This is a genomic window from Aeromonas sp. PS2Canimalfood6 (assembly GCF_048276795.1).
GTDB lineage: Bacteria > Pseudomonadota > Gammaproteobacteria > Enterobacterales > Aeromonadaceae > Aeromonas > Aeromonas caviae.
This window is the reverse complement of the sequence record NZ_JBLUXC010000069.1, coordinates 1-15,705: the sequence shown is the minus strand read 5'-3', so window position 1 is coordinate 15,705 and position 15,705 is coordinate 1. Positions and strand designations below refer to the sequence as shown.

Below are 15,705 nucleotides of genomic sequence, written 5' to 3'. Positions count from 1 at the left end.
AGTTACCCGCCCGCCGAGAACGAAGTTACCCAAGGTGCATCAAAGCCAAACCACAGAAGTATGCGACGAGAAAACCTAGTAAAAACAATGCCAGTCAGGCTTAACTGACTGGCATTAGCCCTTGGGCGCCTCTTTTTATGGTTTGGCTTATGGCTTGGCACAGTCTGGCGGCTCAAGGAGACAGCGGCTCGCGATGATATTCATCGGCCCCACACTCCGGGCAGGTGTCAAGCTGCTCCGGGTGCAGCACGGTATGGCGCCACTCGCAGTGATCGCACACCAGCACCCCGAGTCCCACCCAGTCCCCCGCCCGGTAGACCCCCTTGTGTTCCAGCTCGTCCGCCAACTCCTGCCACTCCACCTGGGTACGGTCGGTCACGTCCGCCAGCCAGGACCAGGCGGTGTCCTTGAGCGCCAGCATGAAGGCGGACTCCTCCACCTGCTCATCCTTGCGCCCTTCGTCATAGTTGCCCAGATCCCGCTTCACATACTCGGCGATCAGCGCCAGCTCGTCCTGGGTCAGATCCCCGGCCGCCTCCAGATAGGCCTGCACCTTGGCGATCATCCGGTTGAGGTGCTCTCCCTGAAACGCTTCCGTCTCTTCCCACTGCTTCTTGAGCTGGGCGATAAAGGCTTCATACCCTTGTCGACGTTTGTCCATGGCCATCACTCCTCTGCTGAATCCCGATCGAGCCAGACCCTGACCTCGGGCTCGGCGGATACGGGCGGCGGTTGCCATTCTCACTTCGTTGCGACTCTTGCGGCTCTGCAAATCCTCGCGGGTACCGGACCTGGCCCGAGACCGGGCGGATGCTGGCGGTTGTTGCCGCCGCAGGATATGGGTATTCTATCGGGATTTCCCAGCCGTTTTATCTATTCATTTCACAGATCCGGATGTCACCAATGCAAGAGCAATACGTTCCCCAATCCATAGAACCAGCAGTGCAGAAGCACTGGGATGCCAAGAAAACCTTCAAGGCGGTGGAGAAAGTAGACAAGGAAAAGTTCTACTGCCTCTCCATGTTCCCCTATCCGTCTGGTCGTCTACACATGGGGCACGTTCGCAACTACACCATAGGTGATGTGATCTCCCGTTATCAACGGCTCAATGGCAAGAACGTGCTGCAACCCATCGGTTGGGACGCCTTCGGCCTGCCGGCAGAAAACGCCGCCATCAAGAACAACACGGCGCCGGCCCCCTGGACCTACGAAAACATCGAATACATGAAGAACCAGCTGAAGATGCTGGGTCTGGGCTATGACTGGGATCGGGAGCTGGCCACCTGCAAGCCGGACTACTACCGCTGGGAGCAGTGGTTCTTCACCAAGCTCTACGAAAAGGGCCTGGTCTACAAGAAGACCTCTTCCGTCAACTGGTGCCCGAACGACATGACGGTGCTGGCCAACGAGCAGGTAGTGGACAACTGCTGCTGGCGCTGTGACACCCCGGTGGAACAAAAAGAGATCCCTCAGTGGTTCATCAAGATCACCGACTACGCCGAAGAGCTGTTGAACGACATCGACAATCTGGAAGGCTGGCCGGAGATGGTCAAGACCATGCAGCGCAACTGGATTGGCCGCTCCGAAGGGGTCAACATCAGCTTCAATATCGACGGTCAGGCCGAGCACCTCGAGGTCTACACCACCCGTCCGGACAACTTCATGGGTGTGACCTATGTGGGCATCGCCGCCGGTCACCCGCTGGCGCTGCAAGCAGCCCAGAACAATCCGGAGCTGGCCGCCTTCATCGAAGAGTGCAAGAACACCAAGGTAGCCGAAGCTGAACTGGCCACCATGGAGAAGAAGGGCATGGCAACCGGCCTCTACGCCATTCACCCGCTGGATGGCCGCAAGGTGCCCGTCTGGGTCGCCAACTTCGTGCTGATGAACTACGGCACCGGCGCCGTGATGGCGGTACCGGGTCACGACCTGCGTGACCACGAATTCGCCACCAAGTACGGCCTCGAGATCAAGCCTGTCATCAAGCCGGTTGATGGTGACGTCGACGTGAGCGAAGCGGCTTATACCGAGAAGGGCGTGCTGTTCAACTCCGGCGAGTTCGACGGCCTCGACTTCCAGGGTGCCTTCGATGCCATCGCCAACAAGCTGGAAGGGCTCGGCAAGGGCAAGCGCACCGTCAACTACCGTCTGCGCGACTGGGGTGTCTCCCGTCAGCGCTACTGGGGCGCTCCCATCCCCATGCTGACCCTGGCGGACGGTACCGTGGTGCCGACCCCGGAAGATCAGCTTCCGGTACTGCTGCCGGAAGACGTGGTGATGGATGGCATCCAGAGCCCGATCAAGGCCGACGCAGAGTGGGCCAAGACCACCTACAACGGCCAGGAAGCGTTCCGCGAGACCGATACCTTCGACACCTTCATGGAGTCCTCCTGGTACTACGCCCGCTACTGCTCCCCGGACTACGACAAGGGCATGCTGGATCCGGCGGCTGCCAACCACTGGCTGCCGGTGGATCAATACATCGGCGGCATCGAGCACGCCTGTATGCACCTGCTCTACGCCCGCTTCTTCCACAAGCTGCTGCGTGATGCGGGCCTCGTGAACAGCGACGAGCCGTTCAAGCGCCTGCTCTGCCAGGGCATGGTGCTGGCCGACGCCTTCTACTACAAGGATGAGAAGGGCGGCAACGTCTGGGTCAGCCCCCTCGACGTCAAGGTGGAACGTGACGACAAGGGCCGCATCACCAAGGCGGTCGACCTTGAGGGTCGTGAAGTGATCCACTCCGGCATGACCAAGATGTCCAAGTCCAAGAACAACGGCATCGACCCGCAGTTGATGGTGGAGCGTTACGGCGCCGATACCGTCCGTCTGTTCATGATGTTTGCCTCCCCGGCCGAGATGACCCTGGAGTGGTCCGACTCCGGCGTAGAGGGTGCCCAGCGCTTCCTGCGTCGCCTGTGGCGCATCACCTTCGAGCACGTATCCGGTGGCGCCGTTGCCGCACTGGACGTCGCCGCCCTCACCAGCGACCAGAAAGCCGTGCGCCGCGAGCTGCACAAGACCATCGCCAAGGTGAGCGACGACGTGGGTCGCCGTCAGACTTTCAACACCGCCATCGCTGCCATCATGGAGCTGATGAACAACCTGGCAAAACTGGGCAGCGACGCTCAGGATCGCGCCCTGATGCAGGAAGCGCTGGAAGCGGTCGTGGTCATGCTCTACCCCATCACCCCGCACATCGGCTTCGAGCTGTGGAAGATGCTGGGCAAGGAAGGGGACATCGATGTCGCGGCCTGGCCGGTGGCCGACGAAGCGGCCATGGTCGAGACCGAGAAGCTGGTGGTGGTGCAGATCAACGGCAAGATGCGCGGCAAGCTGACCGTGCCGGCCGAGATAAGCCAGGCCGACGTCGAGAAGCTGGCCATGGCCGATGCGTCCGTACAGAAGTTCACCGACGGTCTGACCGTGCGCAAAGTCGTGTACGTGCCGGGCAAACTGCTCAACATCGTGGCCAACTGATGACGCCTCCCCTGGCGGCGGCCGACGGTCTGGGCCAGGGGCTGACGACACACGGATGATGACGGCGGGCCCTGCGCCCGCCGCTCTTCCCTTCATGCAAAGAGGATTTTTTATGGGCACCATCTTCACGCGCTGGATGGCCATCGTGCTGGCAGGACTGTTGCTGCAGGCCTGCGGTTTTCAGATGCGGGGCACCGCCATTCCCCCCGAACTGATGACCATGAAAGTGGTCGGTGACAACAAGAGCGACTTCTACCGACTGGTCACCACCCGCCTCAAGGCCGCTGGCGTGCAGCTCGCCGACAAGGAGGGCATCCCGGTGCTGACCCTGGCCGGGGTACGTAGCCGCAGCCAGGTCGCCTCCGTCGACTCCATCGGCCAGGACCGCGAATACCTGCTCAGTTACAGCACCCAGTTCACCGTGGTCATGCCGGGCAAACCGACCCAGGTCTTCCCCATCACCTTCAACCGCAGCTTCCTGAACAAGCCGGATGCGGCACTCGCCTCCTCCCGCGAGCAGGAACAGCTCGGCAAGGAGATGCAGGAGCAGGCCGCCAACCTGGTTATTCGCCAGCTCAGTCAGGTCAAGTTCTGATGCGCGTATCTTGATGAGAGGGTGTTGATGAGAGTCTATCCCGAGCAGTTTGCGGATCATCTCAAGGCAGGGCTCAAGCCCTGCTATCTCATTTTTGGGGACGAGCCCCTGCTCAAGCTGGAAGCCGTCGACGCCGTGCGCCAGGTGGCACGCAAACAGGGCTTCGATGAACGCCACAGCTTCGTGGTGGAACAGGGGCTGGACTGGAACCAGGTCTACGATGCCTGCCAGGCCATGAGCCTGTTCTCGGCCCGCCAGATCATCGAGCTGGAGCTGCCCGCCAAGATCGACAAGGATCTCGCCGCCCGCATCAGCGACATTGGCAAGCAGCTCCACCCCGACCTGCTGCTGGTGCTCTCGGGCCCCCGCCTCAACCAGACCCAGATGAAGGCGGCCTGGTTCGACAAGCTGAGCCAGAGCGGCACCTATGTACCGGTCAACCACCCCGAGCCCCGCTTCTTCCCGCGCTGGATGAGCGCCCGCTTTCAGCGCTTCGGCCTCAAGGCACTGCCGGATGCGGTCAACTTCATGTGCCACGCCTACGAGGGCAACCTGCTGGCCGCGAGCCAGGAGATCGAGAAGCTGACCCTGCTCTCGCCGCCCCAGCCCATCAGCGTCGCCTATCTGCAGGAGACCATCATCCGCCACGCCCACTTCACTCCCTTCCAGCTCGTCGATACCCTGCTGGAAGGAAAGGTGAACCGGGCCCAGCGCATCCTGCTGGCCCTGCGCGCCGAGGGCACCGAACCCGGCATGCTGGCCTGGACCCTGTGCCGCGAGCTGGAGCAGCTCACCGAGCTGGCGCTGGCCGCCCGCGCCGGACAGCCCCTGGTGGAGCATTTCAGCCGCCTGCGCATCTGGCAGAGCCGCCAGCAGCTCATCCAGCAGGCGCTGACCCGGCTTCCCTTCCCCAAGATCCGGCAACTCTGGCAACTGATGGCCCAGCTGGACCATGCCCAGCGCCATTTCGACACCGAACAGGCCTGGCTGATGCTGCAAACCATCGCCCTCGGCTTTCGTGACGGTACCCCGCTCCCCCTGCTGGAGACGGAATCATGCTGACACCGCCCATCGGGATCCTCGGCGGCACCTTCGATCCCATTCACATCGGCCACCTGAGGCCCGCCATCGAGGCACGGGACGCCCTGGGTCTGGCCGAGGTGCGCCTGCTCCCGAACCATATCCCGCCCCACCGGGCCAATCCGCTCTGCTCCAGCGAGCAGCGGCTCGCCATGGTCCGGCTCGCTGCGGCGGACAACCCGGGATTCGTGGTGGATGAGCGGGAGCTCAGGCGCGACACCCCCTCCTGGACTATCGACACCCTTGTCGAGTTGAGGAGCGAGCTGCCGGACACCCCGCTCTGCTTTTTGATGGGGATGGATTCCCTGCTCGGCCTGCCGGGCTGGCACCGCTGGCAGGAGCTGCTCGATTACGCCCATCTGGTGGTGAGCTGCCGCCCAGGCTGGCAACCGGATTATTCCGTCCAGGTTGCCGCGCTGCTGGCCCGCCACCAGACCCGGGACATTCAGGATCTCCATCGCCAGCGCCACGGTCATGTCTGGCTTTGTGACAACCTGCCCGTCGAGCTGTCGGCCACACGCCTGCGTGCCCTGCTCGCGGCAGGCCAGGATCCCAAATACCTGCTGCCCAACCCGGTCGCCGACTATATCCGGCGCCACGGGCTCTACCGCTCATCGGCAACGCAGTAAACGGCGCCACGCAGGCGGATCAGCCGACACGTCCGGGCGCACCGGGCCCGGCCCTGACTATTGCCAGGCCGGGTTGCACACTATAGTGATCGTCAAGGGGCCCCTCCCCCACGGGACGCCTCCCCGGGCGATGCTCCCTTTGCCAGGCTGGGAAACGGGAGTGACCATGATATAATCCGCCGCCCTCTGGCGCCGGAAGATAGGAGAAGACATTGCAAGGCCAAGAATTGCTCGCCTTTATCGTCGACAAGATCGATGACATGAAAGGCCGCGACATCATCACCCTCGATGTGCGCGGCAAATCCAGCATCACGGACACCATGATCATCTGCTCCGGCAACTCCAATCGTCACGTCAGTGCCATCGCCCACAACCTCGCCAGCGAGGCCCGTCATGCGGGGCTCGACCTGCTGAGCGTGGAAGGGGAACTCACCGGTGAGTGGGTGCTGGTGGACATGGGGTCGGTCATCGTCCACGTGATGCAGGATGAGTACCGCGACTTCTACCAGCTGGAAAAACTCTGGAGCGGCGCCGCCCAGGTCAATTCGCAATAAAGGGCGACAGCGTAACCAAAGATGAAGATCCAGTTGATTGCCGTGGGCACCAAGATGCCTGCCTGGGTAGAGCATGGCTTCGAAGAGTACCGTCGCCGCTTCCCCAAAGACATGCCGTTCGAGCTGGTCGAGATCGGCGCAGGCAAGCGCGGCAAGAATGCCGACATTCCCCGCATCCTGCAAAAGGAAGGGGAAGCCATGCTGGCCGCCGCCGGCCGCTCCCGTATCGTGACCCTGGACATTCCGGGCAAGCCCTGGACCACGGAGCAGCTCGCCGTGCAACTGGAAGCCTGGAAGCTGGATGGCCGGGATGTGGCGCTGCTGGTGGGTGGCCCGGAGGGGCTCTCCCCCGAGTGCAAGGCTGCCGCGGAGCAGAGCTGGTCTCTCTCGCCCCTGACCCTGCCCCATCCCTTGGTGCGGGTACTGGTGGCCGAGAGCCTCTATCGCGCCTGGAGCATCACCACCAATCACCCTTATCACAGAGAGTGACCCATGCCGACCCTGAGCATGCATTTCTCCTCTCTCACCCGCACGTCAGCCACAAGGTAACGGCATGCTGAAGAATCGCATTGAAATGCGCGATCACAGTGCCGAGGGACGTCTGTTCTTCCGGCGCACCCTGGTCGCCTACATCGGCATGGTCACCCTCATGCTGGTGCTGCTGGCTAACCTCTACTACCTGCAAGTAGAGTCTTACGAAACTTATCAGACCCGATCCAACGACAACCGCATCCGTGTGGTACCGGTGGCGCCGCCCCGTGGCCTCATCTACGACGCCAACGGTGTCCTGCTGGCGGAAAACCGCCCTGTCTACAGCCTGGAGATCGTGCCCGAAGAGACCGAGAACCTGGAGAAGACCGCGGACGACCTCATCACCCTGCTGGCCCTGCCGGAGGGGACCAAGGAGAAGTTCCTGGCCGAGGTCAAGCGTCAGCGCCGCTTCAAGCCCGTGCCCCTGTTCGAGAAGCTGACCGAATACCAGGTCGCCCTCTTCTCGGTCAACCAGCACAACTACCCGGGGGCCAGCATCGAGGCCTACCTCAAGCGCTACTACCCGTTCGGCGATACCCTGACCCATGCCCTGGGCTACGTGGCCAAGATCAACACCCGTGACGTGGAGCGCCTCGAGAAGGAGGAGAAGCTCGCCAACTATGCCGCCACCAAGGACATCGGCAAACAGGGGGTAGAGAAGTACTACGAGGATCAGCTGCACGGCGTGGCGGGTTATCAGGAGGTCGAGGTGAACAACCGCGGCCGGGTGGTGCGCACCCTGAAATTCCAGCCCCCCGAGCCCGGCAAGGACATCTACCTCAACATCGACATCCGCCTGCAGTTGAAAGCCCAGGAGCTGCTGGCCGGCCGCCGGGGCGCCATCGTGATGATGGAGCCCAACACCGGCGCCATCCTGGCCATGGAGTCGAGCCCGAGCTACGACCCCAACCTGTTCGTGACCGGCATCTCCAGCGCCAACTACTCGGCGCTGCTCAACGATCCCGCCCGGCCGCTGGTCAACCGCACCACCCAGGGCATCTATGCCCCCGCCTCCACCGTCAAGCCCATGATGGCGGTGATGGGGCTCAATGAGGGGGCGATCACCCCCAATTACCGCTACTTCGGCGGGCCCAGCTTCTCCATCCCGGGCACCACCAAGAAGTTCCGGGACTGGCGCCGCTGGGGCCACGGCTGGCTCGACGTCTATCGCGCCATCGAGGTCTCGGCGGATACCTATTTCTACGATCTCGCCTACCGGGTCGGCATCGACAAGATCAACAGCTACATGACCAAGTTCGGCTTCGGCCAGTACAGCGGCGTGGACCTCTATGAAGAGACCCGGGGCGTCATGCCCTCCCGGGACTGGAAGATGGCCCGCTGGCGTCAACCCTGGTACCAGGGGGACACCATCTCCATCGGCATCGGCCAGGGCTACTGGAGCGCCACCCCGATCCAGCTCGCCAAGGCCATCAGCATCCTGACCCAGAACGGTCACGACGTGACGCCGCACCTGCTCAAGAGCACAGCCTCCTCCGATGGCGTGGTCAACGCCCCCATCAACCCGAACGTGGCCATCGCCGCCAAGAGCGATACCTACTGGCAGGTGGCCAAGGACGGCATGTGGCGCGTCATCAACGGCCACGAAGGGACGGGGCGCCGCGCCTTCGCCAATACCCCCTACAAGGCGGCGGGCAAGTCTGGCACCGCCCAGGTGGTGGGCCTGAAAGAGAACCAGGTCTACAACGCGGCCACCACCAAGGTGGAGCACCGCGACAACGCCCTGTTCGTCGCCTTCGCTCCCTTCGAGGCACCCAAGGCGGTGGTCGCCCTGGTGCTGGAGAACGCCGGGGGCGGCAGCGCCATGGCGGCACCGGTCGCCCGCCACATGCTGGATGCCTATCTGCTGCCGCCGGAACCCCAGTTGCCACCGGCACCGGAAAAGCCGTCCCAACCGAGTGAGGTCGTTTCCCAATGAGTAATTCTGCCCGCCAGCAGAGCATCTGGTACAAGCTGCACATCGACCTGCCGCTGCTGCTCGGCCTGCTGACCCTGATGGCCCTCTCCATGGTGGTGCTCTACTCCGCCTCGGGCCAGGATCTCGACTCCATCGTGCGCCAGCTGGTGCGCGGCGCCCTGGCCTTCGGTCTGATGATCGGCATGGCCCAGCTGCCGCCCTCCCTCTATGCCCGCTGGTCGGTGCCCCTGTTTGCGGTGGTGGTGCTGCTGCTCATCGCGGTGGACGTGTTCGGCCATATCGGAAAGGGGGCCCAGCGCTGGCTCGATCTCGGCTTCATGAAGTTCCAGCCCTCCGAGGTGATGAAACTCTCCATGCCCATCATGGTGGCCGCCTGGCTCAGCCGGCACTCCCTGCCGCCAAAGTTCAGCCATGTGATGATCGCCCTGGTGATGGTGCTGCTGCCCACCCTGCTGATCGCGGCCCAACCCGATCTCGGCACCTCCATCCTGGTGGCCGCTTCCGGCTTCTTCGTCATCTTCCTGGCGGGGATCAGCTGGTGGCTCATCGGGCTCGCGGTCTTGCTCATCTGCGCCTTCATGCCGGTACTCTGGTTCTTCCTGATGCACGACTACCAGCGCCAGCGGGTGCTGATGCTGCTGGACCCGGAGAAGGACCCGCTCGGTCGCGGCTATCACATCATCCAGTCCAAGATTGCGATCGGCTCCGGCGGCGTGTTCGGCAAGGGGTGGCTGCAAGGTACCCAGTCCCAGCTCGAATTCCTGCCAGAGCGCCACACCGACTTCATCTTCGCCGTCTTCAGCGAGGAGTTCGGTCTGGTGGGAGTGGCCCTCTTGCTGGTCATCTACCTCTACATCATCAGCCGCTGCCTGTTTATCTCCATGCAGGCCCAGAACAGCTTCGAACGCCTGCTGGGGGGCGCCCTGACCCTGACCTTCTTCGTCTATGTGTTCGTCAACATGGGCATGGTAAGCGGCATCCTGCCAGTGGTAGGAGTTCCCCTGCCACTGGTGAGCTACGGCGGCACCTCCATGGTGACCCTGATGGCGGGCTTCGGCGTTCTGATGTCCATCCAGACCCACAGGCGGCTGCTCGCCTGATGCGGCTCGGCTGGCTGGCTCTATCTCTGTGCACCCTGACGGCGGGTGCTGCCGTCTCGCCGGCCCGGCTCAGCCTGCTGGCCGAGCAGCAGCAGGTGCCGCTGGCAGAGTTGCAGGCCGCCGCCGCCCAGGCCAGCCTGCGCCAGGAGGTACTGGACACCATCCGCCGCCCCTGGGAAGCCAAGCCCTGGCACCGCTACAGGCCGCTGTTCGTCACCCCGGAGCGCATCCGGGACGGAGTGGGATTCTGGCAGCGCCATGCCGCCACCCTGGCACGGGCCGAGCAGACCTACCAGGTCCCCGCCTCCCTCATCGTCGCCATCATCGGCATCGAGACCTTTTACGGTCGACAGATGGGCCGCCATCCGGTGCTCGACAGCCTTTACACCCTGGGATTCCACTACCCAGAACGGGCGGATTTCTTCGCCAAGGAGTTTGCCCAGCTGGTGCTGCTTGCCCGGGAAGAGAAGTGGCCGCTCACCAATCTCAAGGGCTCCTATGCCGGCGCCATGGGCATGGGCCAGTTCATGCCCTCCAGCTACCGCCACTACGCGGTCGACTTCGACGGAGACGGCAAGCGGGATCTCTTCGCCAACCCGGCAGATGCCATCGGCAGCGTGGCCAACTACTTCGCCCTGCACCACTGGCGCTGGGGCGAGCCGGTGGTGGAGCCCGCCTTGATCGGATTGGCGCCAGTAGGTACCCTGCTTGCACCCGAGCCCGAGCTAAGACACCGCTGGGCAGAGCTGGCCGCTGCGGGCATAGAAGTCGCCACACCGCCGTCACCCGAGACGCCGGTAAAACTGCTGGCGATGGAGCAGGCCGAAGGACCGGAATACTGGGTCGCGCGCCACAATTTTTACGTGATCACCCGCTACAATCGCAGCCCTCTCTATGCGATGGCGGTGCATCAACTCAGTCAAGCAATCCAGGACGCTTATGCATTACAGCCACAAACTTCTTCCCCTCAGCCTGACCTTGTTGCTGGCCGCCTGTAGCAGCCAACCCGAGCCCCAGCCGCTGCCGCCAGAGCCCATCCCCCAGGAGAAGCCCCAGGTCATCGAGATTCCCCAGGCGACCGGCGCCATTCCCCGCCCCGAACCCATGAGCGAGAGCGGCAACCGGGACTACTGGATCGGCAAGCAGAAGTTTGAGGTGTGGCGCGACGTCAAGCACTACAGCGAGGAAGGCACTGCCAGTTGGCTCTCCCGGGATCTGGACGGCAACAAGACTGCCAACGGTGACGTGCAGGACAGCACCCTGTTCAGCGCCGCCCACCGCAACCTGCCCCTGCCAAGCTACGTGCGGGTCACCAATCTGGACAACGGTCTGGAGACCATAGTTCGCGTCAATGATCGCGGCCCCTTCGGCAGCGATCGCCTCATCGATCTCTCCCACGCCGCCGCCGCGCAGCTGGAGATGGTGGAAGGGGGTGAGGCCCGGGTGCGCCTCGAACTCATCACCGATCAGCCCGATCAGATGGTAGAGATGGTGCCCATGACCCCGATGACGCCCATGGAGCCTGCGGCGCCAGCAGCCAATTCCTTCGCGAACGAGACGCCGGCCCCCACGGCACCGGCCAAGGCCGCGCCTGCTCCTGCCGCCACGGCAACCACCACCGTCTCCCCCCCCAAGGCCGGTGCGACCCAGGGCAAGATGATCCAGGTGCTCGCCAGCGGCTCGCAGGCGCGGGCCGAGGCCATGGGCAACGTGATGACCCAGCGCTATGGCGTGCCGTACCAGGTGGTGGCACATGGCGCCGTCTTCCGCGTCCTGCTCGGACCCGTGGCCAGCGACAAGCAGGCCCCCCTGCTCGAGCAGATCCGCCAGGGTGGGTTGGAGCAGGCCTTCATCGTGCCCTGATACCCGCCCCGACCTCGCGCCGGGATACGACGCGAGGTCGGGGACCATCCCATAAAATCCCGTCCAGGTCGCATCTCGGACTATGACCGACACGCACATCTGGTATAGTGGGGCCCGCTTTTTTTCAACTTGGGTACATCCCATCCAGGCACCAGGAATTTCAAGATGTCCAAATTTGCCCGCTCCGTTATTCTGGCCTCCCTGTTAAGCGCCACCGCTCAGGCCAACCAGCCTGTTCCGACCCCGGATTCGGCCCTGCCGAGTGCCCAGCCGGTCCCCACTTTGAACAGCGCCCCCATGGTGGTGCCTGCCGCGCCCGAGATCTCCGCCAAGGCCCACATCCTGATCGACTACTTCTCGGGCCAGGTGCTGGCCGAGCAGAACGCCGACGAGCGTCTGCCCCCCGCCAGCCTGACCAAGATGATGACCTCCTACATCGTCGGCGACGAGCTGCACAAAGGGAACATCAAGGGCACCGACATGGTGACCATCAGCCAGAACGCCTGGTCCAAGAACTACTCCGACTCCTCCAAGATGTTCATCGAGGTGGGCAAGCAGGTCTCCGTCGATGATCTCAACAAGGGCATCATCATCCAGTCCGGCAACGACGCCTGCGTCGCCATGGCCGAGCACCTGGCAGGCAGCACCGACTCCTTCGCCAGCCTGATGAACGCCTGGGCCGCCAAGCTCGGCATGAAGGACTCCCAGTTCAAGAACCCCCACGGCCTGGATGAAGAGGGCCACTACAGTACCGCCCGCGACATGGCCCGCCTGGGTCAGGCCCTGATCCACGATCAGCCGGAGGAGTACAAGATCTACTCCCAGAAGTCCTTCGTGTTCAACGGCATCACCCAGCACAACCGCAACCGCCTGCTGTGGGACCAATCCCTGCAGGTTGACGGCATCAAGACAGGTCACGTCAGCCAGGTCGGCTACAACCTGGTCTCTTCCGCCACCAACAACGAAGGCATGCGCCTGATCGCCGTGGTCATGGGGGCCAACAGCGAGGCCTCCCGCGCTGCCGAGAGCAAGAAGCTGCTCACCTACGGCTTCCGCTTCTTCCAGAGCCTGACCCCCTACAAGGCGGGCACCGAACTGGTCACCCAGAAGATCTGGATGGGCGACAAGCCGGAAGTGAAGCTGGGGGTCGACAAGGACGTCTCCGTGCTGGTCACCCGTGGCCAGGGCAACAACCTCAAGGCGGACTTCCAGCTGGAGAGCGAGCTGAAGGCGCCCCTGGCCAAGGGCCAGCGCGTCGGCACCGTGTACCTCAAGCAAGGGGACAAGGAGATCAAGCAGGTTCCCCTGGTTGCCCTGGAAGAGGTGCAGGAAGGTGGCCTGATGAGCCGCCTGTGGGATTACCTGGTGATGCTGGTCTCCAGCTGGTTCAAGTAACAGACCCTTCCTCAAGCAGCGGCGCCAACAGGCGCCGCTCCTGTCTTTTGCGGTCTGTCCAGTCAATAACCCTGTAATCTGCAGGTTCCGCCGACTGACGATTTGTGGTAAAAAGCAGCATTTCCACGTCTTGCCGCACCGCCGGGTCTTGATCCCGAGGCGGCTCATGCCCATATAGACTGGGAACTGTCCCCTGGGGGCAGATGAGGGGACCGTTTCGGCGGCCCTCAAAGACGTAAAGATGACGTCGCGTCCCGGCGACCCAGAAAGGTGAAGTAGATGAATACCAAGTTTGATGAACTGCTGGAGTTCCCCTGCAAGTTCCCGTTCAAGGTGCTTGGCGTGGCCGATCCCGCCCTGCCCGACATGGTGGTGGAAGTGCTGCAGCAACATGCTCCCGGCACCTACAGCCCGACCGTTCAACCTAGCTCCAAGGGCAACTATCACTCGGTACGGGTGACGGTCACCGCCCAGAGCAAGGAACACATCGAGGCCATGTATACCGCCCTTGGCAAGATCGAGCTGGTTCGTTACGTCCTGTAAGTTGCCTCTCTCGCCCCGCCACCGGGGCGACTGATTATTTGCCGCCCGGTCGCAGCGGCGACCGTACCGACACCGCGCCGCCAGTGAGGAAAGATGTCACTCGAAACGCCCGCCGAGCCACAACCGTCAGCCGGCCAACTGCTCGTCAGACAGCTGGGCCGTCGCCCCTACCAGCCGGTGTGGGACGCCATGAAGGCGTTCACCGACAATCGCACCCCCGACACCCCGGACGAGTTCTGGGTGGTGGAGCATGACCCCGTCTACACCCAGGGTCAGGCCGGCAAGGCCGAACACCTGCTCGCCCCCGGCAACATCCCGGTGGTGCAGAGTGATCGCGGTGGCCAGGTGACCTATCACGGCCCGGGCCAGCTGGTGCTCTACGTGCTGGTGGATGTGCGCCGCAGCAAGCTCTCGGTACGGGAGCTGGTGACCTGCCTCGAAACCGCCATCATCAACACGCTCGCCAAAAGCAATATTGAGGCCTACGCCAAGGCCGATGCCCCGGGCGTCTACGTGAAGAGCGATCTGGGTATGGAGGCCAAGCTGGCGTCCCTGGGCTTGCGCATTCGCAAGGGGTGCTCGTTCCACGGGTTGGCCCTCAACGTCAACATGGACATGACTCCCTTCCTGCGCATCAATCCGTGCGGCTATGCGGGCATGGCCATGACCCAGACCAGCGCCCTGGGCGGCCCACAGAGCGTCGCCGAGGCACAGTCCCTGCTGGTGACGGAGCTGGCCCGCCTGATTGGCTACCAAGAGATCACGAATACCGAAGAGGCGGCATGAGCAACCCCATGCCCCGTGGTCACGAGGGAGCCGCAAGGCCTCTGGTGACCGTCAACCAGACAATAACAAACACCGAGAGTGAATCATGAGCAAACCCGTTCGTATGGAGCCGGGCGTCAAGCTGCGCGATGGCGACAAGATGGCCCTGATCCCGGTGAAATTCATGCCGGATCCCAACGAGGAAGTGCTGCGCAAGCCGGAGTGGATGCGGATCAAGCTGCCGCCGTCGAGCCAGAAGATCGAGCACATCAAGAGCACCCTGCGCAAAAACAAGCTGCACTCTGTGTGTGAAGAGGCTTCCTGCCCCAACCTGGCGGAGTGCTTCAACCACGGCACCGCGACCTTCATGATCATGGGCGCCATCTGTACCCGCCGCTGCCCCTTCTGCGACGTGGCCCACGGCCGTCCGTTGCCGCTGGATCCGGAGGAGCCGAAGAAGCTGGCGCTGACCATCAAGGAGATGGGGCTCAAATACGTGGTGATCACCTCGGTGGACCGCGACGATCTGCGGGACGGCGGTGCCCAGCACTTCGCCGACTGCATCAAGCAGATCCGCGAGCACAGCCCGCAGACCCGCATCGAGATCCTGACCCCGGACTTCCGTGGCCGGATGGAGCAGGCGCTGGAGGTGTTCCGCGAGACCCCGCCTGACGTGTTCAACCACAACCTGGAAACCGCCCCGCGCATGTACCGGGTCGCCCGGCCGGGTGCCGACTACAAGTGGTCGCTGGAGCTGCTGCGCCGCATCAAGGAGATGCACCCCCACGTGCCGACCAAGTCCGGCGTCATGATGGGTCTGGGCGAAACCAACGAAGAGATCGTGCAGGTACTCAAGGACTTGCGCGAGCACGGCGTCAACATGCTGACCCTGGGCCAGTACCTGCAACCGAGCCGCCACCACCTGCCGGTGAAGCGTTATGTGCCGCCCGCAGAGTTCGACGAACTCAAGGATGTGGCCATGGATCTCGGCTTCAGCCACGCCGCCTGCGGTCCCTTCGTGCGTTCCTCCTACCACGCAGACCTGCAAGCCAAGGGGGAAGAGGTCAAATAAGCCTCTTTTCCTGCTGGCAGAAAAAAGAGCGCCTCTGGGCGTAATGCCAGTCAGTTAAGCCTGACTGGCATTGTTTTTACTAGGTTTTCTCGTCGCATACTTCTGTGGTTTGGCTTTGATGCACCTTGGGTAACTTCGTTCTCGGCGGGCGGGTAACTTGAA

General features: G+C 63.1%; 15 protein-coding genes. 14 read left to right on the top strand and 1 reads right to left on the bottom strand.

Going from position 1 to position 15,705, the window contains the following annotated elements; genetic code table 11:
* Window positions 1-172: 172 nt before the first annotated feature.
* The gene (locus ACNPAA_RS18810; protein ID WP_029314098.1) at window positions 173-661 is read right to left on the bottom strand and encodes a zinc ribbon-containing protein; all 489 of its coding nucleotides are present in this window, start codon (window positions 659-661) and stop codon (window positions 173-175) included.
* Window positions 662-903: 242 nt separating this feature from the next.
* Between ACNPAA_RS18810 and leuS the strand changes: the two genes are divergently transcribed.
* From leuS to lipA, 14 genes are all read left to right on the top strand, one after another.
* Complete coding sequence (gene leuS, locus ACNPAA_RS18805) at window positions 904-3,480, top strand: leucine--tRNA ligase (protein WP_417891947.1); 2,577 nt, start codon at window positions 904-906, stop codon at window positions 3,478-3,480.
* Window positions 3,481-3,592: 112 nt separating this feature from the next.
* Window positions 3,593-4,075 (top strand): LPS assembly lipoprotein LptE, encoded by a 483-nt coding sequence (gene lptE, locus ACNPAA_RS18800; protein WP_010673765.1) that lies wholly within the window; start codon window positions 3,593-3,595, stop codon window positions 4,073-4,075.
* 27 nt (window positions 4,076-4,102) lie between these two features.
* Window positions 4,103-5,137: a DNA polymerase III subunit delta gene (holA, locus tag ACNPAA_RS18795; protein ID WP_010673764.1), complete on the top strand. Its 1,035-nt coding sequence runs from the start codon at window positions 4,103-4,105 to the stop codon at window positions 5,135-5,137.
* A complete protein-coding gene (nadD, locus tag ACNPAA_RS18790) occupies window positions 5,131-5,784 on the top strand; it encodes a nicotinate-nucleotide adenylyltransferase (protein WP_417891946.1) in 654 nt (217 codons plus the stop codon). Before holA ends, nadD begins: the two co-directional genes overlap by 7 nt.
* A gap of 212 nt (window positions 5,785-5,996) precedes the next feature.
* A complete protein-coding gene (gene rsfS / locus ACNPAA_RS18785) occupies window positions 5,997-6,338 on the top strand; it encodes a ribosome silencing factor (RefSeq protein WP_010673762.1) in 342 nt (113 codons plus the stop codon).
* Between the two features lie 21 nt (window positions 6,339-6,359).
* Window positions 6,360-6,827, top strand: a complete 468-nt coding sequence (gene rlmH / locus ACNPAA_RS18780; protein ID WP_005298242.1) for a 23S rRNA (pseudouridine(1915)-N(3))-methyltransferase RlmH — start codon at window positions 6,360-6,362, stop codon at window positions 6,825-6,827.
* 64 nt (window positions 6,828-6,891) lie between these two features.
* The gene (gene mrdA, locus ACNPAA_RS18775; protein ID WP_010673761.1) at window positions 6,892-8,805 is read left to right on the top strand and encodes a penicillin-binding protein 2; all 1,914 of its coding nucleotides are present in this window, start codon (window positions 6,892-6,894) and stop codon (window positions 8,803-8,805) included.
* Window positions 8,802-9,905: a rod shape-determining protein RodA gene (gene rodA, locus ACNPAA_RS18770; protein WP_010673760.1), complete on the top strand. Its 1,104-nt coding sequence runs from the start codon at window positions 8,802-8,804 to the stop codon at window positions 9,903-9,905. The genes mrdA and rodA overlap by 4 nt, the downstream gene beginning before the upstream one ends.
* Window positions 9,905-10,903 carry a lytic murein transglycosylase B gene (mltB, locus tag ACNPAA_RS18765; RefSeq protein ID WP_010673759.1) on the top strand — a complete coding sequence of 333 codons (999 nt, stop codon included), beginning with the start codon at window positions 9,905-9,907 and terminating at the stop codon, window positions 10,901-10,903. Before rodA ends, mltB begins: the two co-directional genes overlap by 1 nt.
* Window positions 10,845-11,768, top strand: a complete 924-nt coding sequence (locus ACNPAA_RS18760; RefSeq protein WP_201872382.1) for a septal ring lytic transglycosylase RlpA family protein — start codon at window positions 10,845-10,847, stop codon at window positions 11,766-11,768. The genes mltB and ACNPAA_RS18760 overlap by 59 nt, the downstream gene beginning before the upstream one ends.
* A 165-nt stretch (window positions 11,769-11,933) precedes the next feature.
* The gene (locus ACNPAA_RS18755) at window positions 11,934-13,163 is read left to right on the top strand and encodes a D-alanyl-D-alanine carboxypeptidase family protein (RefSeq protein WP_010673757.1); all 1,230 of its coding nucleotides are present in this window, start codon (window positions 11,934-11,936) and stop codon (window positions 13,161-13,163) included.
* Between the two features lie 279 nt (window positions 13,164-13,442).
* Window positions 13,443-13,706 carry a DUF493 family protein YbeD gene (ybeD, locus tag ACNPAA_RS18750; RefSeq protein WP_010673756.1) on the top strand — a complete coding sequence of 88 codons (264 nt, stop codon included), beginning with the start codon at window positions 13,443-13,445 and terminating at the stop codon, window positions 13,704-13,706.
* A gap of 93 nt (window positions 13,707-13,799) precedes the next feature.
* Window positions 13,800-14,492, top strand: a complete 693-nt coding sequence (lipB, locus tag ACNPAA_RS18745; RefSeq protein WP_010673755.1) for a lipoyl(octanoyl) transferase LipB — start codon at window positions 13,800-13,802, stop codon at window positions 14,490-14,492.
* An 85-nt stretch (window positions 14,493-14,577) separates the two neighbouring features.
* Window positions 14,578-15,543 (top strand): lipoyl synthase, encoded by a 966-nt coding sequence (gene lipA, locus ACNPAA_RS18740; protein WP_010673754.1) that lies wholly within the window; start codon window positions 14,578-14,580, stop codon window positions 15,541-15,543.
* Window positions 15,544-15,705: the final 162 nt, after the last annotated feature.